The 20,448-nt window shown below is 32.8% G+C and carries 18 protein-coding genes; 11 read left to right on the top strand and 7 right to left on the bottom strand.

The features are described 5' to 3' along the window. Positions 1-72: 72 nt before the first annotated feature. Positions 73-1,845: an SLC13 family permease gene (locus ES675_RS03065; RefSeq protein ID WP_066254445.1), complete on the bottom strand. Its 1,773-nt coding sequence runs from the start codon at positions 1,843-1,845 to the stop codon at positions 73-75. Positions 1,846-1,876: 31 nt separating this feature from the next. Next, positions 1,877-2,221, bottom strand: coding sequence for a DUF202 domain-containing protein (locus ES675_RS03060; protein ID WP_317041671.1), 345 nt, complete (start codon positions 2,219-2,221; stop codon positions 1,877-1,879). A 143-nt stretch (positions 2,222-2,364) separates the two neighbouring features. Between ES675_RS03060 and ES675_RS03055 the strand changes: the two genes are divergently transcribed. From ES675_RS03055 to ES675_RS03030, 6 genes are all read left to right on the top strand, one after another. After that, complete coding sequence (locus tag ES675_RS03055; RefSeq protein WP_066254447.1) at positions 2,365-3,225, top strand: MBL fold metallo-hydrolase; 861 nt, start codon at positions 2,365-2,367, stop codon at positions 3,223-3,225. A 15-nt stretch (positions 3,226-3,240) separates the two neighbouring features. Beyond that, positions 3,241-4,848, top strand: a complete 1,608-nt coding sequence (locus ES675_RS03050; RefSeq protein ID WP_066254450.1) for a S8 family peptidase — start codon at positions 3,241-3,243, stop codon at positions 4,846-4,848. A gap of 67 nt (positions 4,849-4,915) precedes the next feature. Further along, on the top strand, positions 4,916-6,715 hold the full coding sequence (locus tag ES675_RS03045) for a M1 family metallopeptidase (protein ID WP_066254453.1): 1,800 nt from the start codon (positions 4,916-4,918) through the stop codon (positions 6,713-6,715). An 80-nt stretch (positions 6,716-6,795) separates the two neighbouring features. Further along, the gene (rnpA, locus tag ES675_RS03040; protein WP_066254455.1) at positions 6,796-7,197 is read left to right on the top strand and encodes a ribonuclease P protein component; all 402 of its coding nucleotides are present in this window, start codon (positions 6,796-6,798) and stop codon (positions 7,195-7,197) included. Next, positions 7,181-8,815, top strand: coding sequence for a S41 family peptidase (locus tag ES675_RS03035; protein ID WP_066254458.1), 1,635 nt, complete (start codon positions 7,181-7,183; stop codon positions 8,813-8,815). The genes rnpA and ES675_RS03035 overlap by 17 nt, the downstream gene beginning before the upstream one ends. A gap of 35 nt (positions 8,816-8,850) precedes the next feature. Next, entirely contained in the window at positions 8,851-9,696 is an 846-nt protein-coding gene (locus tag ES675_RS03030; RefSeq protein ID WP_066254461.1) for an OmpA family protein, read from the top strand. Here the strand turns inward: ES675_RS03030 and ES675_RS03025 are convergent. The 5 genes from ES675_RS03025 to ES675_RS03005 form a co-directional block, all read right to left on the bottom strand. Beyond that, on the bottom strand, positions 9,693-10,136 hold the full coding sequence (locus ES675_RS03025) for a GNAT family N-acetyltransferase (protein WP_066254465.1): 444 nt from the start codon (positions 10,134-10,136) through the stop codon (positions 9,693-9,695). The two genes, ES675_RS03030 and ES675_RS03025, sit on opposite strands and share 4 nt — an antisense overlap. Before the next feature lie 2 nt (positions 10,137-10,138). Then, on the bottom strand, positions 10,139-10,531 hold the full coding sequence (locus tag ES675_RS03020; protein WP_066254468.1) for a hypothetical protein: 393 nt from the start codon (positions 10,529-10,531) through the stop codon (positions 10,139-10,141). Positions 10,532-10,545: 14 nt separating this feature from the next. Continuing rightward, complete coding sequence (locus ES675_RS03015) at positions 10,546-11,457, bottom strand: cation diffusion facilitator family transporter (RefSeq protein WP_066254471.1); 912 nt, start codon at positions 11,455-11,457, stop codon at positions 10,546-10,548. Beyond that, the gene (rpiB, locus tag ES675_RS03010) at positions 11,458-11,892 is read right to left on the bottom strand and encodes a ribose 5-phosphate isomerase B (RefSeq protein ID WP_066254473.1); all 435 of its coding nucleotides are present in this window, start codon (positions 11,890-11,892) and stop codon (positions 11,458-11,460) included. 79 nt (positions 11,893-11,971) lie between these two features. Then, positions 11,972-13,249 carry a T9SS type A sorting domain-containing protein gene (locus tag ES675_RS03005; RefSeq protein WP_197503504.1) on the bottom strand — a complete coding sequence of 426 codons (1,278 nt, stop codon included), beginning with the start codon at positions 13,247-13,249 and terminating at the stop codon, positions 11,972-11,974. Between the two features lie 700 nt (positions 13,250-13,949). Here ES675_RS03005 and ES675_RS03000 point away from each other — a divergent pair. From ES675_RS03000 to ES675_RS02980, 5 genes are all read left to right on the top strand, one after another. Further along, on the top strand, positions 13,950-15,368 hold the full coding sequence (locus tag ES675_RS03000) for a T9SS type A sorting domain-containing protein (RefSeq protein ID WP_066254484.1): 1,419 nt from the start codon (positions 13,950-13,952) through the stop codon (positions 15,366-15,368). 253 nt (positions 15,369-15,621) lie between these two features. Continuing rightward, entirely contained in the window at positions 15,622-17,853 is a 2,232-nt protein-coding gene (gene rnr / locus ES675_RS02995) for a ribonuclease R (protein ID WP_066254488.1), read from the top strand. A gap of 44 nt (positions 17,854-17,897) precedes the next feature. Beyond that, positions 17,898-18,575, top strand: a complete 678-nt coding sequence (locus ES675_RS02990; protein ID WP_066254506.1) for a head GIN domain-containing protein — start codon at positions 17,898-17,900, stop codon at positions 18,573-18,575. A gap of 45 nt (positions 18,576-18,620) precedes the next feature. Continuing rightward, positions 18,621-19,307, top strand: coding sequence for a LysE family translocator (locus tag ES675_RS02985; RefSeq protein WP_066254490.1), 687 nt, complete (start codon positions 18,621-18,623; stop codon positions 19,305-19,307). A gap of 51 nt (positions 19,308-19,358) precedes the next feature. Beyond that, on the top strand, positions 19,359-20,012 hold the full coding sequence (locus ES675_RS02980; RefSeq protein WP_066254493.1) for an SUMF1/EgtB/PvdO family nonheme iron enzyme: 654 nt from the start codon (positions 19,359-19,361) through the stop codon (positions 20,010-20,012). Positions 20,013-20,448: the final 436 nt, after the last annotated feature.

The following is a 20,448-nucleotide window of genomic DNA, read 5'->3' as shown; positions in this document are numbered from 1 at the left end:
AATAAGGTTTTTTATTCAACGTAAATAAATTTTTTAGGAATAGAATTTATTAAAAGCGCTAAAAAATCGATTTTAAAATGGAAAGAAATACGGAATTACAAACGATGCAGCTACCCAAATTATAAAATTTAATGGTGTTCCTACTTTTAAAAAATCATTGAATTTATAATTTCCAGGTGCATAAACCATGGTGTTTGTTGGATAACTCATGGGTGTCATAAATGTTAAGGAGCAAGCAAACATAACGGCGACTAAAAAAGGCCGTTCACTAACTTCCATAATGGCTGCTAAACTAATTACAACAGGTGTCATTAACGCCGCTGTAGCTTTACTAGAAATTAAATTTGTAGAAATAAATGTTACCAAATATAAAAGACTCAACGTTATATGGGCATCGTACTGACCCAAGGTTTTTTCAATAAAATCAGCAATTAATGTGGCGCCTCCCGTTTTTTCTAATGCCGTTCCCATAGATAAGACACCAGCCATCATAAAAATCACCTTCCATTCTACGGCTTGATAGGCTTCTTTAGGTTTTAAAATACCCGTTAAAATCATAAGTAAAGCACCTATCATGGCACTTATTAAAATAGTGGTAATATTTAATGATGCTGCTAAAACCACACCTATTCCAATTAAAATAGCTGGAATGGCTTTTTTATAATTGGTTTTTTTCTTTTCATATTCAGAAAGCGTAACCACTAATTTTTGATTTTCTAAATTTTGAAGTTCCGTTTTGCTTCCTAAAACCAATAGCATATCACCTTCCTTTAAATGAATAGACGTCAATTTATCTAATAACACATCGCCTCGTTGCCTGATAGCTAAAACCGCCATATTATAGGTTCTATTAAATCGCATGGATTTTAAAGTACCTTCAGCTAATGGTGATCCAATAGGAATAATAACTTCATAAATATTATATGCTTCAGACGAATCTTCAGCCGTTTTAATCCGCTGGCTTCCCTCTACTTGATACCCTTTAATATCTAACAACCTATTAATAGTTTGGGGTGGAAGCATTACCTTTAAAATATCACCTTGTTTGATGGTGGTTTCTGGGTTTAAATCGTAGATTAAATAACCATCCCTTAAAATGGAAAGGACGGATATTTTATAATCATTTGTGAGAATGGATTCAGAAATTAATTTATCAATATCGCTACAATCTTCAGCTACCATTAATTCAGTAATATATTGTTTAGCTTCAAGCGTTAAAGCATCGGGTTTTTTGTTTTTCGGAAGTAATAAAGGACTGATAAGGAAGATATACAGAAAACCAACAATCAATAAACATAAAGCAGCTTGGCTAAACTCGAACATACCAAATGGCTCCAAACCATATTGTTTAGCATAACTACTTACTAAAATATTTGTTGAAGTTCCAATAAGCGTACAAGTACCACCAAAAAGTGCTGCAAAGGAAATAGGCATGAGTAATCTTCCTGGACTAATTCCTGTTTCTCGGCAAACGGTTAATGCTATTGGTAACATTAATGCTACGACAGCGGTATCATTTATAAACGCAGAGAATAAAGCGGTTATAACGCAAAAAACAACCAATGCTACAACGTAGTGAATTTTGGCTAGTTTTATAATTTTATAACTCAACCCATCCAAAATACCCGAATGAAAAACACCCCCACTCACAACAAAAATACAACCCAAAGTTATAGTGGCAGGATGATTAAAACCTGAAAAACCTTCTTCAGGATTCAAAACACCAGACACAATAAATAACGCCATTATTAAAATAGACGTGGTATCAATAGAAAAATAATCCTTTACAAAAAGAAAGACACCAACAATAATTATGGCAAACGTAATCATGAGATGTATACTCATAGGGAAACGTATAAATTATTTTTACATAAAATTAATCATCATTTTTGGATTCTGACATGTAATACAAGCGTTTCAGGCTCTTTTTTAATAACACAAAACGATACACACCAATAATAAAAAATAGGGCACTAAATACTAATGAAAGTAAAGCTAAATAGTGAAAGTCTGGAAAATCTTTTAATTGTAAAAAGGCAATACCACCTAATAATAAATATAAAGACGACCTGATATAAGATAACAAGGTTCGTTCATTAGCCAAGCGCGTACGCTCAATAGCTAAATAATCTCTTAAAATCACCTCACTATCTGGTTTAAAATCACGACCAAAACGGAGTAATTTCATATTTTTAATCTTTAGTGGTGATGGTGTTTTCATAATTTCCTTTTTATAAAATTAGAGTAATTTTTCACAGCAACAAATAAAACCTAAATCTTCTTTATATTTTCAAATGTTAAAATAGTTCTAATATCAGTGTATAATTTTCAGTAATATGGCATGAATTCGTAATTTGCATGCTTATGAAATTATATCCTATAAATTCCGGTAATTTTAAACTAGATGGAGGCGCTATGTTTGGCGTGGTACCAAAATCGCTTTGGCAAAAAACCAATCCTGCAGATGCCAATAACATGATTGATATTGCTGCACGTTGTTTATTAATTGAAGACGGCAATAAACTCACACTTATTGATACAGGAATGGGTGACAAACAAAGTGATAAATTTTTTGGCTATTACTTTTTATGGGGAAATGACTCCATTGATAAATCGTTGAAACAACACGGTTTTCATCGGAATGATATAACCGATGTCTTCATGACGCATTTACATTTTGACCATTGTGGTGGAAGCATTCAATGGAATAAAGATAAAACCGACTACGAACCGGCTTTTAAAAATGCCCATTTTTGGAGTAATAATGATCATTGGAATTGGGCAACAAAACCAAATAATCGTGAAAAAGCATCATTTTTAAAAGAAAATATTGAACCTATTAAAAACAGTGGACAATTAAAGTTTACACAAGTTCCACATGGTGATATTCAGCGGAAGTCGGAATTAGGTTTCGATATTTTTTATGCAGATGGCCATACCGATAAACAAATGATTCCTATGATACAATACAAAGGAAAAACTATTTGTTTTATGGCAGATTTGTTACCTACCGCTGGACACTTACCACTACCCTTTGTTATGGGTTATGATACAAGACCATTACTGACATTAGACGAAAAAGAAAAATTTCTGAAAATGGCAGCAGATAATAATTATTACCTATTTTTGGAGCACGACGCACATAATGAAATTATTACAGTAAAAAACACAGAAAAAGGCGTGCGATTACAAGACGTTTTCACCTGTAATGAAATTTTTAACTAAACTTATATTTTAAACATGAAATTTATTAAATCGTTTGTATTTACAGCCTGTACTGCTGTAGTAATGACCAGTTGCGGTGGTGGTGCCGAAGTTTTATCGACACCTATTGAAAACATTGATACAGTACCGTTAAAAGTCAGTGATCTGACAGAAGCCGAAAAACAAAATTGGGGACATTTAGACCTCGTAACAGATACCATTCCAGGTATGAGTGTTGATAAAGCCTATGCTGAAATCATTAAAAACAAAAAAGGCGAAACGGTAATTGTAGCTGTAATCGATTCTGGAATTGATATAGAGCATGAAGATTTAGCTGGTGTGCTTTGGACTAACAAAAATGAAATTCCTGGAAACGGAATTGATGATGATAACAATGGTTATATTGATGATATTCATGGTTGGAATTTTTTAGGTGATGCTTATGATGAGCAATTAGAATTTGTTAGAATTATTGCAAAAGGAGATACATCAAATCCACAATATGATGCTGCAGTAGCAGAATATGACGAAAAATACCAAGAAGCTTTAGCGAACAAGGAACGTTATGACCAAATTTACCAAATGGTAAAAACGTCTGACGAAACTATTTCTAAACATTTAGAAAAAGAAGACTATACAAAAGAAGAAGTTGCTGCTATTGATTCGGATAAAGCTGATGTAAAACAAGCTGCTGCCATGTTACAAAACATGTATGCTAATGGTTTAGATAATTCAGCAGCTGCTTTAAAAGCAATTAAAGGAGGTGTTGATTATTTCACAGATCAAGTAAACGTAAACTTAAATAAAGACTTAAAAGGTAGAACAACTGGTGATGATCCAGATAATTTATCAGATGTAGGTTACGGAAACGGTAACGTTATGCCTTCTGAAAAAGATGAAAGTCACGGTACACACGTTGCGGCAATTATTCTTGCAGAACGTAACAACGGTTTGGGCGCTAACGGTGTTGCAAACAACGTTCAACTTATGAGTTTACGTGCTGTTCCAAATGGTGACGAATATGATAAAGATATTGCATTAGCAATTCGCTATGCTGTTGATAATGGTGCTAAAGTTATTAACGGAAGTTTTGGAAAATACTACTCAACTCACAGTGATTGGGTTCGTGATGCTATTAAATATGCAAGCGATAATGATGTGCTTTTTATTAATGCTGCTGGAAACGAAGGTATTGATATTGATACCATAGATGTATTTCCAAATGATGCAATAGGAATAGGTCCAGAAGTATCAAAAACCTTTATTACAGTTGGTGCTTTAGAGCCTAAATATGGTTCTGGAATGGTTGCTGGTTTTTCTAACTACGGAAAAATAAATGTAGATGTTTTTGCGCCAGGCGCTCAAGTATATTCTGCAACACCAGAAAATGAATACGATACAAAAGGTGGAACATCAATGGCTGCTCCTGCGGTTGCTGGAGTTGCTGCTTTAATTCGTTCTTACTATCCAAAGTTATCTGCAGAACAAGTTAAACAAGTAATTTTAGATTCTGGAATTGCTGTTAAAACAAAGGTTATTGTTGGTGGTGAAGCTACTGATGTTAGACCGTTTGGTGATTTAACAAAATCAGGTAAAATGGTGAATGCTTACAACGCACTAATCATGGCTAGCCAGATGAAATAATTATTTTATAACAAAAAAAATCTCATCCTAAACCGATGGGATTTTTTTTACTTAAATTTTACGTATTATGAAAAAAATCATGCTTTCCGTATGCTGTTTAAGTCTTCTATTAGCTTGTGGTACAACAAGTCAAGTAGAAGCACAAAATCCAGTAGAAAAATCCAACAACCCGTACTATTGGCAACAACATGTTGACTATAAAATGGAAATTGATATGGATGTGGAATCCTTTCAATATCAAGGTAAACAGAAATTAGTATACACCAATAATTCACCGGATGTTTTAAACCGTGTGTATTATCATTTATATTTTAATGCCTTTCAACCAGGTAGTGAAATGGATGTACGTTCTAGAACTATTTCAGATCCAGACAGACGTGTTGGCGATAGAATTAGTAAACTTCAACCTAACGAAATTGGGTATATTAAAGTCAATTCATTAAAGCAAAATGGAACAACATTAAAGCATGAAACTGTTGGTACGGTTTTAGAAGTTCAGTTAGCAAAATCTATTCAACCAGGAGAATCTGTAACATTTGATATGGATTTTGATGGTCAAGTACCTGTTCAAATTCGTCGTTCCGGACGAAACAGCGCAGAAGGTGTGGCGTTATCAATGGTGCAATGGTATCCAAAATTAGCCGAATACGATTTTGAAGGCTGGCATGCTGATCCATATATTGGTCGTGAGTTTCACAGTGTTTGGGGCGATTTTGATGTCAAATTAACCATTGATAAAAATTACGTTGTTGGTAGTACAGGTTATCAACAAGAAGACGTGAAAATAAAAGGAAATAAAAAAACCATTCACATCATTGCACCGAAAGTTCACGATTTTATGTGGGCTGCAGATCCTGATTATATTCATGATACGATGCAAGTTCCTGATGGACCATTATTGCATTTTTATTACAAAAACACATTGGATGCTGAAAAGCAAGCAGACTGGAAAAAACTACAACCAAAAACGGTTGCATTAATGCAATATTTTAGTGAACATATTGGCGAATATCCATACAAGCAATACTCGGTTATTCAAGGTGGTGATGGCGGTATGGAATATGCTATGGGTACGCTAATTACTGGAAATCGCTCGTTTGGGAGTTTAGTAGGTGTTACGGCACACGAATTAGCACATACTTGGTTTCAGTTTTTATTAGCTACCAACGAGTTAAAACACGAGTGGATGGATGAAGGTTTTACTAGCTTTTACAGTGATTACGCCATGAATGAAGTGATGGATGAAGGCAATGATCATCCGACGTCAGCATCTTATAGAAGCTATTTGTTTTTAGCAAAATCTGATAAAGAGCAACCACTAACAACGCATGCGGATCGTTACGCTTATAATCAGGCTTATGGTATTGCAGCATATAGTAAAGGTTCCGTGTTTTTATCGCAATTGGGTTATATTATTGGTGAAGAAAATTTAAGCAAAACCATTAAAAAATATTTTAATGATTTTAAATTTAAGCACCCAACACCATTAGATATTATTCGTTCAGCTGAAAAAGTGACGGATTTAGAATTAGATTGGTATTTAATTGATTTTGCTCAAACCACCAACACCATTGATTATGCTGTAAAAAGTATAGAGGATAAAACCATTTCTTTAGAGCGTATTGAAATTATTCCAATGCCTATAGATTTAACCGTAACCTATACAGATGGTACCACAGAAGATTTTTACATTCCACTACAAATGATGCGTGGTGAAAAACCAACTGAAGCCACTATTATTGCGGATTGGGCTTGGGCAAATCCAAACTATACGTTTGAGGTTTCAAAAGCTATAAAATCTGTTGAAATAGACCCAAAACAATGGGTGGCAGATATTAATAGAGAGAATAATAAACTAGAAAAATAAATTTTTTTAAAGTATTCAAAAAGCTGCTTTTTTAGTAAAAGCAGCTTTTTTTTATGCTTACTTTGTACCTTTGAAACTGCATGGATAGAACGTATAACAAACACGAAAAATTAAAAAGCAAAAAACTGATAGATAAACTCTTTACAGAAGGGCAATCCGTTTCTGCTTATCCATTTCGTATGGTTTATATTGAAACCACACCTGAAGATGTAGATACACCAATTAAAACAGGCGTTTCCGTATCCAAAAAACATTTTAAAAAAGCGGTAGATAGGATGCGCATTAAACGCCTTATGCGTGAAGCCTATAGATTAAACAAAACCACATATTTTAACAATATGACAACATCTTATGCGTTTATGATTTTGTACATTGGTAGCAGTAAACCAACGTATATTCAGGTGGAGCAGTCCATGAATAAACTATTTAAAAAGTTTACAAACGCCATTTCTAAAGAAACTAACCATGAAAAAATTACTTAAAAAGCGCATCCTTATCCCCTTTTTCGCGCTCACTGTTTTCATAACAGGTTCGGCTTTTCAAAACGATTTTTTTGAAATAGCAAAGCAAATTGAAATCTTCACCACCTTATATAAAGAAATTAATATGAATTATGTGGATGAAACCAATCCTGCTGAATTAATGGATACTGCCATTAAAAGTATGCTGAAAGATTTGGATCCATATACCCAGTTTTATAATGAACAAGATGTAGAAGCTGAAAAAATAAGACGTACTGGTGATTATACCGGAATTGGTGCCAACGTGCGCACCATGAAAGACAAACTGGTTATTATTGAACCATACAAAGATTATCCGGCTGATAAAGCCGGTTTAAAAGCTGGTGATGAAATTATAAAAATTGAAAACACCGTCATTGCTAATTATAAAGATGACGCTGGCGATTTATTAAAAGGGACCAATGGTTCTCAAGTAAACGTGATGTATTTACGTCAAGGCAAGGAGTTTACAACAAAAATTACCCGATCGGAAATTGAAATTGATGCGGTACCCCATTTTTCTATGGTGGATGACAAAACAGGCTATATCGTACTGAATAAATTTAATAATAAAGCCTCCCAACAAACAGGTTATGCCTTGCGCGATTTAAAAGCCCAAGGTGCCGAACGTGTTATTTTAGATTTACGTGGCAATCCTGGTGGTTTATTATTGGAAGCTGTAAATGTGGTTAATTTATTTATCCCTAAAGGGCAATTGGTTGTGACAACTAAATCAAAAGTCAAAAAATACAATCGTGAATATTACACTCAAAAGGAGCCAATTGATACGGAAATTCCGCTAGTGGTTCTTATTAATGGCGGAAGCGCATCAGCAAGTGAAATTGTATCAGGTTCCTTACAAGATTTAGATCGAGCTGTAATTGTAGGTTCTAGAAGTTTTGGAAAAGGCCTTGTGCAACGACCAAAACCCTTGTCTTATGGTACACAGCTTAAAATTACCATTTCCCGTTATTACACGCCTTCTGGGCGTTGTATTCAAGCATTAGATTATTGGCATCGTGATGATAATAACAACGCTGTACGCATTGAAAAGGATAAATACAACGAGTTTAAAACCAAAAATGGCCGTAAGGTTTTTGATGGTGGCGGTGTTTTACCGGATGAAACGTTAAATGTTATTGAAAATTCAGCCATTACAAATGCCATTCAAAACGACTTTTTAATATTTGATTATGCAACCGAATATTACTACAAGCATCCAAATTTGAATGTGACAGATTTTGAATTATCTAATGCCGATTTTAATGCCTTTAAAAGCTATTTAAAAACGAATAACTTCAACTACGTTACCGAAACCGAAAAAGCTTTGGCAGATGTCTTAAAAAGTGCTGAAAAGGAACAACTAGATGATAACATTCAAAAAGATTACAACACATTAATTAGTAATTTAAATAACTCCAAAGCGCTCGCCATTGATGAGAATAAAGATGATTTACTAACCCTTTTAACAGACGAAATTGTTAAGCGTTACGTCTACCGTGAAGGTTTATATGATTATTATAAAGTTCATAATTTAGAAATCAAAAAAGCAGCCACCATATTATCGAATCCAAGTACTTATAATGGTTATTTAAAATAATTTAAATATATTGAGATTTATATGCCCTTTTAGTAATGAAAACAAGAATAGTCATCCTATTTTTTATTGGTTTCAACTGGCTTTTTTCACAAGAAGAGCGCAGGCATATTGTATTTTTTGAAACTGATGAATATATCGTATTACCAACTGAAGAAAGCAGGTTGCTATTATTCCTTTCTGAAATTGAATCTTTAGATATTGAAAAAATTTCCATTTACGGCTTTACCGATGATACCGGAACCGATTCCTACAACCTAAAACTCTCGCAATACCGAGCCAATTCCATCAAAACCATTTTTTCGAATAATGAGTTTGATGAAACTAAAATTACCAATGTAGATGGCAAAGGCGAAGTGTTATTAAAAGTTTTAGATGAAGAAAATATAGCAAAAATTCGTGGCTTAAACCGCAAGGTTGAAATTCGTGTAAAACCTTATTCCCCGCCAAGAACAGAAGCCGATTTAATAAAACCCAAGAAAAAGGATTTTTCAGAATCTTTAAAAGGCGATGTGAAAGCTGGTGATAAATTCTTATTAGAAAATATTTTATTCAAAACAGGTTATAGTTATTTACTTCCGGAATCTAAAAAAACATTAGAGGAAATTGCTGAAACACTCAAAGAACGCGACGATATTTATTTTACCATTCAAGGACATGTGTGTTGTACACAAAATCGTCGTGATGCCGTTGATAGAGCAACAAATAAGCAAAATTTATCGGTAACTAGAGCTAAATATATTTACGATTATTTAGCGCGGAAAGGAGTTGAAAAAAAACGCATGAAATTCGTTGGTATGCGTGGTAGATTCCCATTAGGTGGTGAAGCCAAATTTGACAGACGTGTAGAAATATTACTGACCTATGTTGGTGGAAAAAATTAGGTTTTAATCATTCCAATATGTGGAATACCATCTTCTAAATACCCTTCGCCAACTTCCTGAAACCCTAAATTAGTATAGAATTTTTTTAAATACGTTTGTGCGGAAATCTTAATAGTGGTCTCGTTATAGGTGTTTTTTATGGCTTCAATAGATGCTTTCATAATATCATAACCATATTGGTGTTTGCGTTCAGAATTTTTCACAACCACACGACCAATACTAGCGTCATCAAAATAAAAACCGGGTTTAAATATGCGCGTATACGCAACTATTTTATCATTTTTAAAACCTAAAACATGTAGGGCTTTATCGTCTTTTCCATCAATATCTTGATACACACAATCTTGTTCTACTACAAATACTTCACTGCGAAGTTGCAATAATTGATACAATTCATCACGTGTTAATTCTTGAAATATTTTGGTCTTAATTTCTAACATTGTTAAAAGGATTTTCTAGTGACAACTAATGTATTACCGGGCGTGATTATAGATACTTCAAAATAAAAACGTCCTTTAGTGACGCGCGTATCTTGATTATAACTGGTTGGTATATAAGAATAATAACCATTTTCTGTTTGAACTGTTATTTCTACTTCAGAATAAATAGCAGACATTTCATAAAAACCAGAATAACTATTAGGTGCTATTTGTTGAAATACCAAATTACCATTAGCTGCCACGATTTCAGTACGTAAAAAGGTTAAATTTGTATTGTTTTTAACGCCTATTTCCAAACCTTCTGGCTCTGGAAACGCTTCATCTATAATATTTTCAGTAACGTGCGAGCAGGAACTAAAAACTACTAAAACACAAAGTAAAGCAAGCTGTTTCATAGGTATTAACTTGGTTAGTCTTGAACAATTATTTCTTTAGGATCGGCTTTATCATATTCTGGTTGAATGGTAACGTGATTAATATTAAACTCGTCGTGCAATACGTTTTCTATGGTTATTAACAAGTTATCAAATTCGGTTATGGATATGTTTTCGTATAAATCTAAATGCGCTTCTAAATGCAGTTCATCATCACTTAAATTCCAAATATGAACATGGTGTAATTTTTTAACTTTCGGAATCTGATTGACTGTTTTTACCACCTCTTCAATGTTGATATGATCTGGTGTAAAAAGCATAATCATTTTGGTGGATGTTTTTAATAAATCCCAACCAACCCAAATTAAATACACGGCAATTAAAAAGGTTAATACGCTATCTACCCAATATAACTGGTAATATTTCATCAATAATCCACCAATTAAAACGGCCACACTTGCCAGCATATCAGTAATAAGATGCAAATAAGCTGAACGCATATTAAGGTTTGATTTGGAATCCCTTTTAAGTAATAACACCGAAAAACCATTGCCTAAAATAGCAACAATAGATAACCAAATAACGAGAGACGATTCAATTTCCTGTGGATTAAAAAAACGTTTTACTGCTTCAATAATTAAAATGACAGCCACAATTACCAGTGTAGATGCATTTATAAAAGCGGCCAAAATTTCGGCGCGTTTAAAACCAAACGTTCTACTTGCCGAGGCTTTTTGCTTGGTAAGTTTGGAAGCGACGTAACTAATAATTAATGAAATAACATCGCTAAAATTATGCAGCGCATCACTTAACAACGACAAACTTCCAGATACTAAACCACCAATAACTTGTGCTATGGTAATAAGGATGTTCAGAAAAATAGAAATCAATAAATTTCTACCTCTCAAATCAGGATGCTGGTGATTGTGTACATGCGAAGGGTCCATTTAGCAAGATGCTGGTATTTTATCCACACGGTTTTGGTGTCTGCCACCTTCAAAAGCCGTTTCTAAAAACGTATCAACCATTTGTATGGCTTGCTGAACCGCTGTATATCGTGCTGGAATACTTAAAATATTCGCATCGTTATGTTGTCTGGCTAAAGCTGTAATTTCTTTGGTCCAACATAATGCTGAACGCACACCTTGATGTTTATTAGCCGTCATGTTGGCTCCATTACCAGATCCGCAGATAATAATCCCAAAATCAGCTTTTTTATTTTCAACATCTTCCGCAACAGGATGTACATAATCTGGATAATCTACACTATCATTAGAATCTGTTCCGTAGTTAGTAACATGATGACCTTTTGCTTCTAAATGTTTAATAACCGCTAATTTATAATCGGTTCCTGCGTGATCGTTTCCTATAGATATTTTCATTTTTTATAACTTTTAGTATCTGGTTAAAGGTAAAAAAATAAAAGGACATCTTTATATATAGTCACCTGATGAATACGTGTTATTTTTTTATGAATTTAAAAGGAGTTAATTGGTCAATTTGAAAAAAATATAAACCAGAATGAAGTTTATTAATGGCAATTTTTTCATCAGGTTGCATAACTCCTGAAACCACATTTTTTCCATGACTATCAAAAATAGTGTATGGAACTTGTTGTTTTAAACCTGATATTTGTAAAAATTCAGAACTCGGATTAGGGTATAATTTTAAAGATTCAGTTTGAATTTCATTTAAACTTAATGTAGAGCAGTCTGTACTGTAAACGACAACATCGGGCCAATTGTTGGTTGCATAATCAACATCGTCTACACTAATGCAATCTATATTGGTAAAATAAACAGTTAAATCCAAACTGGTATTATTGCCGTTTCGTAAATCTAAATTAGAAATACTGGAATCATAAAATCCCAAAGTAGTTAAATTAGTATTATTACGTAAATCCAAACTTGTTACGCCTGCATTATCGAATGTTAGGGTTTCTAAATTTAATAAATCGTCTGTATCTAATGCAGAAATGGAAGAACTATCTAAAAAACCAATATCAGTTAAGCTGATACAATTGGATAAATCTATACTGTTAATATAATTATTCCAAGTAAAATCTAAAGACGTTAAATTAGTACAGTTAGCTAAATTAACAGTTCTTAAACCCGTTCTATAAAAACCTAAACTGGTAATAGCGGTATTTCCACTTAAGTCTAATGCTTGGACGGATGTTTCGTTTATACTAATAGTTGATAAAGCGGAACAACCTGTAATATCTATGGTTTCAATAGCCGATTCATCACCATATAATATGGTAAGATTGGTTTTACCACTTAAATCTAAATCGGATAAATTACTAGCGCGCTCAAAATAAATTTCTTCTAGTAAATTATTAGTGCTTAAATCTAAAGTTGGAATTGCCGTAAAAGATATATTCAAATTTTTTAAATTGCTGCAGCCTGTTACGTTTAAAGCATTTACATTAGTACATAACCAGAAGTTTATACTTTCTAAAGCAGCTAAACCAGATAAGTCTATATTTATTAAGTTAGATTGACCTAAAGCCTCTAAAGTTATAAGCGACGAAAAAGCTTGAATACCAGATAAATCGGTAATAAACGTACTAGAAATATCCAAACTCGTTACAACTGCCACATCACTGGTTAATACTTGACCATCTAATATGCCTTCGCTATCAATAGATTCGGTTATTAATAATTGTTCAAATTCAGCATCTGGAATACTGGTATATTGTGCCAGGACCAATGGACTAAAAAGTAAAAAAAAAGACATGGTTAAAAAATAGGTGTAGCATTTTTTCATTTTAAAATGGATTAAAACGTTTGTAAAAATTTATAATGCTATTTTAACTAGATAAAGAAATTAGTGTGAGGGATAATTTCTGTGTAGTAAATATATAAAAATATAACTAATTGATTGCAAGACTCTTAAATTAATTTCATAATCAAAACATGAAATTATTAATAAGTACCTGTTTAGTACCTCATAACTTGTTAATAACTGTTCATTAAATTCTAATAGGTAAATTTTTAATATTCGATTAATTTTTTTAAGTGAAAACCCAACCGAATAAACCTAAAAAGTTAGCCATTTTTTTTGGACAACTTTTAAGACATGCAACGGATGTTTATAAACACCAAAATGTAAAATACTTGTCAGCTTTTTACTATTAACATCAGTTATTAACAGTTGTTAATAGCTTTTAAAATTCATCTAAAAATGAATGCTTTAAGGTTATATAACATGTTAACTACGTATCAATAAATTGTAAACTACGTGTAATCAAAATATAAATGAATAAAGTTATACCTCTATTAACACACTATAATAACCATCATTATTTTTTTTAAATTTTAAAAGAAAAAGATGATTATCTATATATATGTGGATAACTAAAAAAGCTGCTAATTTTTTTATTTCTAATTTAACCATCAAACTACAACACTCAAACTACAACACTCAAATTTACATTATGAAATATTTAATTGTACTCCTGTTTTTACCAATCTTTTCATTCTCTCAAATACAAATTGGCCAAAATATTGATGGTGAAGCTGTAGGTGATTATTTTGGTAATTCTATTAGTTTATCGGCTGATGGAACTATTATCGCTATTGGTGCTAATCAAAATGACGCAAATGGTACTAATTCAGGTCAGGTTCGTATTTATAAAAATGTTTCAGAAAACTGGATTCAAATTGGTGATGATCTAGATGGTCCAACCGGAAATAGTTTTTTTGGAAGATCAGTAAGCATATCAGATGATGGTAATATTGTTGCTATTAGCGGAACAGCTTTAGATGTTAATGGAGATAGATTTGTACAACTTCGTATTTTTGAAAATATTTTAGGTGTCTGGACACAAATAGGAGCGGATATTAATAATATTATGGAACAATCTTATTCTAACAGTATTGTAAGATTATCGGGTGATGGAACTGTTCTAGCAATATGTATGCCATATAATGGATTAATTAGGTCAGGTATTGTTCGTATTTTTAATAATATATCAGGTATTTGGACACAAATTGGATCAGATTTTACCGCTAATACTTCATCACCTTTTCCTTTTGATACTATTTTTAGTGCTGATTTATCAAAAGATGGAAATAGACTTGTAATAAAATATGCAGGTTATGATACAGTTAATAATAGGGATGCACTTTATGAAAACCAATCTGGAATTTGGACATTTATAAGAGGTTTTAATTATAATTTATTTTCATCTTCAAGAAGTTTATCAGCTGATGGACGTATTATTGCATTTGGGTATAAAGGTGATGATGAAAATTTAGGGTATGTCCGTATTTATCAACAACAAGCTGATACTTGGACTCAAATGGGTAATGATATTGAAGGGGAAATTATGGGTGACGAAACAGGATGGGAAGTAAGTTTATCATCTGATGGTAGTATCATTGCTATAGGAGCACCTTCTACTTCAGAAAATGCTGAAAATTCTGGTCAGGTTCGTATTTATAAATTCCAATCCGGAAATTGGACAGAGGTAGGTAATGGTATAAATGGTGAAGCAGAAGAGGATTATTTAGGAGAGCGTATCAGCTTATCAGTTGATGGTAGTATCGTTGCTGTTAGTTCACCTTATTACTCAAGTCATGTAAGAGTTTTTGATTTAACCGAAGTTTTATCAACTCAAGAAGAAACACTAACAAGTTTTAAATTATACCCTAACCCAACAAAAAATCACGTAACTATTCAGCTAGAAACAGGTTTAATTTTAGAAATAGCAACTATATACAACACATTAGGTCAAGTGGTTTTAATAGCTACAGAAACAACTATCAATACGTCAAAATTATCAAGTGGAACCTATGTGATTGAAATAAAAACCAACAAAGGTAAAAGCTCTAAAAAGCTGATTATTGAATAGTATATTTTAAAATTAGAATTAATGGCTCACATGTATTTGTGAGCCTTTTTACGTTAACATAATATTAAAGCAACATGCATTTAATATTAAAACCGTAGCTTTGCACCAACTTAATACGTTTAGTAACCTATTCACTGCTAATATTTAAAGTGAAAGCGTTAATCTCTTCCTTAAATGTATTATTTTTATAAAACTATAAGATTCCTTCCTGATAGCTATCGGGATTCAAAGGAATAAAATTATTACAATTTAAATGACAAAAAAGAAACACAGGAAACCTTCTAATAATAAGATTTCCAACCTGACTAATACAATCTTAAGTATATTAAAAAAAGACAGAAACCAATCCTTTAATTATAAACAAATTGCTTCTAAAATTGGCGTTAATGACGCTAGTAGTCGCAATCAGATTATAAAAAAACTGCAACAACTCAAAGCAAAACAAGAGATTGAAGAAGTAGAGCGCGGAAAATTTAAAGCCATTATGTCTACCGAGTACCATACTGGTCGTGTGGATATGGCATCCAGAGGAGCCGGTTATATTATTTCAGACGATTTTGAAGACGATGTTTACATTGCTTCAAACAATATGAATAAAGCCCTTCATGGTGATGAGGTGGAATTCTACGCATACAAACGATTAAAAGGCGGTAAGCGTGAAGGCGAAATTACCCAAATTATAAAACGTGCTAAAACGGAATATGTTGGTGTTATTCAACTGAATAAAAACTACGCCTTTGTAGTAGTTGATAGTAACAAAATGTACACAGATATTTTTGTACCAATCAACAAAACCAAGAATGCCAAAGATGGCGATAAAGTATTAGTTTCATTAGAAGAATGGCCAGAAAAAGCCGATTCTCCTAACGGAAAAGTTATAGAAGTTTTAGGAAGGCCAGGTGAACACAATACCGAAATTCATGCCATTTTAGCTGAATATGGGTTGCCATTAGAATTTCCGAAAGAAATAGAAGATTTTGCCAATAAAATTGATACTTCTATAACGAAAGAAGAAATTGCTAAACGTCGGGATATGCGTGAGGATTTAACCTTTACCATTGACCCGAAAGATGCCAAGGATTTTGATGATGCCCTATCATTTAAAGTGTTGGATAATGGACTTTATGAAATAGGAATTCACATTGCTGATGTATCGCATTACTTGCAACCAGGAACTATTTTAGATGATGAAGCCTATGAGCGTGCAACATCGGTTTATTTAGTAGATCGCGTGGTACCTATGTTACCAGAAGTACTATCAAACAATGCCTGTTCATTACGTCCTAATGAAGAGAAATATACGTTTTCGGCCGTTTTTAAAATGAACGATAAAGCCGAAGTGGTAGACGAATGGTTTGGTAGAACCGTTACTTATTCAGACGCACGTTTTGCTTATGAAGAAGCACAAGCTATCATTGAGCACAATAACGCCATGAGCGCAGACGAGGTGTCTAATAATCCTAAAAAAATAGATACAACCATACCTGCAGATGTAGCCATCTCAGGAAAAGTATATCAAACAACGCCAGAAATAGCACAAGCTGTTTTAAAAATGGATGCTTTTGCTAAAAAAATGCGATCAAAACGGATGCGTTCAGGCGCTATTTCTTTTGATAAAGTAGAAGTAAAATTCAATTTAGATCAAGATGCAAATCCAGTTGGCGTATTCTTTAAAACGAGTAAAGATGCCAACAAAATGATTGAAGAATTCATGTTGTTAGCAAACCGAAAAGTTTCGGAGTTTGTTGGTAAACAGAAAAAAACCTTTATTTATCGCGTTCATGATGAACCAGATGATAGTAAACTAGCTGCACTTCAAAATGTGGTGAGCCGTTTTGGTTATAAATTGAATTTCAATGATAAAAAATCTATTTCATCTACGCTAAACAATTTATTAAGTGAAGTAGTCGGTAAAAAAGAGCAGAATTTAGTAGATACGTTAACCATACGTACGATGAGTAAAGCCGAATATACCACACGAAATATTGGTCACTACGGATTAGCTTTTGATTATTACAGTCACTTTACATCGCCAATTCGTCGTTATCCAGATATTATGGCACACAGATTATTACAACTGTATTTAGATGGTCAACCATCTGCAAACGCAGATATTTATGAAGATAAATGCAACCATTCCAGTAACATGGAAAATTTAGCTACTAAAGCGGAACGTGATTCTATTAAATACATGCAAATTCGCTTTATGGAAGATCATAAAGATGAAAATTTTGTAGGTGTTATTTCAGGTGTAACCGATTGGGGAATTTATATAGAAATTATTGAAAACAAATGTGAAGGCATGGTGAGTGTTCGTGATATGAAAGACGATCATTACCAATTTGATGAAGATCATTATGCATTAATTGGAAAAAATTCTAAAACCATGTACCAATTGGGTGATGAGGTCGTTGTTAAAGTTAAAAATACAGATTTAGTTAAAAAACATTTAGATTTTTACCTAATAGGAAAACATCAGGAATAGTTTTTGCAACGTGTATTTTTAATATAAAATAATCCTCAATGACCATGAAAAAATTTCTTTTTGCACTCGTTTTAATCGTAGCAACAACCCAAATAAGTCAAGCACAAACTGAAAAAATGCTAGGCGATTTTAATGAACTTAAAGTTTACGATAGGATAGAAGTCGCCCTAATAAAATCTGATGAAAATAAAATTATCATCAAAGGAAAAAACACGGAAGATGTTGTTATTGTTAATAAAAATGGTAAACTAAAAGTTAGAATGTCAATCGAAAAATTATTCGATGGTGACGAAACAACTGTTGAATTATACTACAAACAAATTGATTTGATTGATGTGAATGAAGGTGCCTTTGTAGGATCTAATGAGGTTTTTAATCAGTTTGAAATTCAATTAAGTGCGCAAGAAGGTGGCAGCATTAAACTCATGGTTCAAGATATCACGTTTTTAGAAGCTAAAGCCGTAACAGGCGGTGTTATTCGCGTGAGTGGAAATACTAAAAATCAGGATATCGATTTATCAACAGGTGGTTCTTTTCTTGGAAAGGAATTAGAAAGTGAAACAGCAAAAGTTGTTATCCGAGCAGCTGGTGAAGCACATGTTAAAGCGTCTGAAAAAGTGGAGGCCAAAGTACGTGCTGGAGGTAGCGTTTATATATATGGAAATCCGAAATTGGTTGAAGAAAATACTGTTTTTGGCGGAAAAATAATTCGTAAGGATTAATACCTAGGATTTTCATAAATTTGTAGAAATTGCTTTTCAAAATTTATGACTGACGATATTTTAGCAGCTATTCCTTTCGGAATACTATTATCTTTTACCATTGGCCCTGTGTTTTTTGTTCTTCTAGAAACCAGTGCTACTAAAGGTATTAAAAGTGCTTTAATATTTGATTTTGGTGTTATTCTAGCCGATATTTTATTTATAGTAGTTGCATACTACAGTACCACTAAACTTCTTGATAAAATTAAAGACGATCCAAACTTCCTGATCTTTGGAGGTGTTTTGTTGGCAGTTTACGGTTTTATATCCTTTACAAAAACCGCCAAATCCTTTCGGGATATTGTGCGCGAATTTCATACGGTTGAATTAAAAAAGAACTTCGGAAAGCTCTTTATTAAAGGGTTTTTACTCAATTTCATCAATATTGGTGTGTTATTGGGTTGGCTAGGTTTTATTGTAATAGGGAACTCGCTAACAGAAACTGAACAAGGTTTATTTGTGTTTTTAGGAACTATTTTGGTTGTTTATTTTATTATGGATTTACTTAAAATACTGGCGGCAAAAACGCTTAAAAATAAACTCACACCCAGACGCATTTTTAAAACAAAGAAGATTGTATCATTAGTCATTATGGGTTTTGGTATTTTACTGCTTCTACAAGGGTTTTTTCCGAAAGAAAAAGAACGTTTAAAGCATAAGTTTGATGCTATTGAAATTTTTAAATCAGAATAATTGGTTCTAATCAACTTGAATTTAAGTTATCAACTCCCAAAAATTTACAGCATGCAATCTACAAATAATCAATTTTTATTATATCTACTTATTCTATGCAGCTTTCAATTTATAAATGCACAAACAGCGTTAATTCCACCAGGAACGCTTAAAATTAATGATAGTTTGTTTATAGATAAGTCGCCTATAACGAACAACATGTATCAGGAATTATTTTATAGTTTGGAATCTAATAACGAAAAATCGCCTATTACTTTAATTGTTTCTAACGGTTCTAATGTGGATGGTAATTGGATTGATAAGTATAGCAAAAACCCCAAATACCAGTTCTTTCCAATGCTTCATATTACTCGAAAACAGGCAGAATATTACTGTAAATGGCGTTCAGAAAGGGTTCAACTTTTATGGGATACAAATTTTCCAGAGAACAATAAAATGGTTCTCTATAGGCTGCCAACCACTATAGAATTTGAAAAGGCTGAAGCATATTTTAAAGCTTCAAAGCGTTTTAAAGCTTATGAAGCAGATAATCCATTAGAATTAAAAATAAAGAAACATCCTAAAAAGAAATATGTTAGCTATAATATTTCGGAAATTACTGGTGATGATCAATATTTTGGTGAGAATTGGAAATCTGAAACTCAAATTATATTACCAAATACCTACACAGGTTTTCGCTGCTTTTGTGAAGTGACAACCAAGTAATACGTCGCTATTTAATAAGCTTGTTTACTTAAAGACCTAACAGGTTTTAGAAACCTGTTAGGTCTTAATCCCAAAACCTTTAAAATTGTCGAGCGTCCCGAAATTTCGGGAGAACCGCTGTAGTTGGTTTATCTTTAATTAATTTTTCTTAAAAATTAGAAAAAAACCTCTAATATAAGTTGAAGGTTCTTTAAGGTGTCAATTAATAAGCCTCGAGCCGCTGTAACCACATTACTCAAAGTTTTCTAAAAATTTAAAACAAAAAAAAGAGCTACTTTTAAAGTAACCCTTTTTTTAGAGGTGTCGAGCGTCCCGAAATTTCGGGAGAACCGCTGTAGATGGTTTATCTTTAATTAATTTTTCTTAAAAATTAGAAAAAAACCTCTAACATAAGTTGAAGGTTCTTTGAGGTGTCAATTAATAAGCCTCGAGCCGC

The organism is Algorimicrobium algoritergicola (genome assembly GCF_008086165.1).
Taxonomy (GTDB): domain Bacteria; phylum Bacteroidota; class Bacteroidia; order Flavobacteriales; family Flavobacteriaceae; genus Algorimicrobium; species Algorimicrobium algoritergicola.
This window is presented reverse-complemented; position numbering and strand designations above follow the sequence as displayed.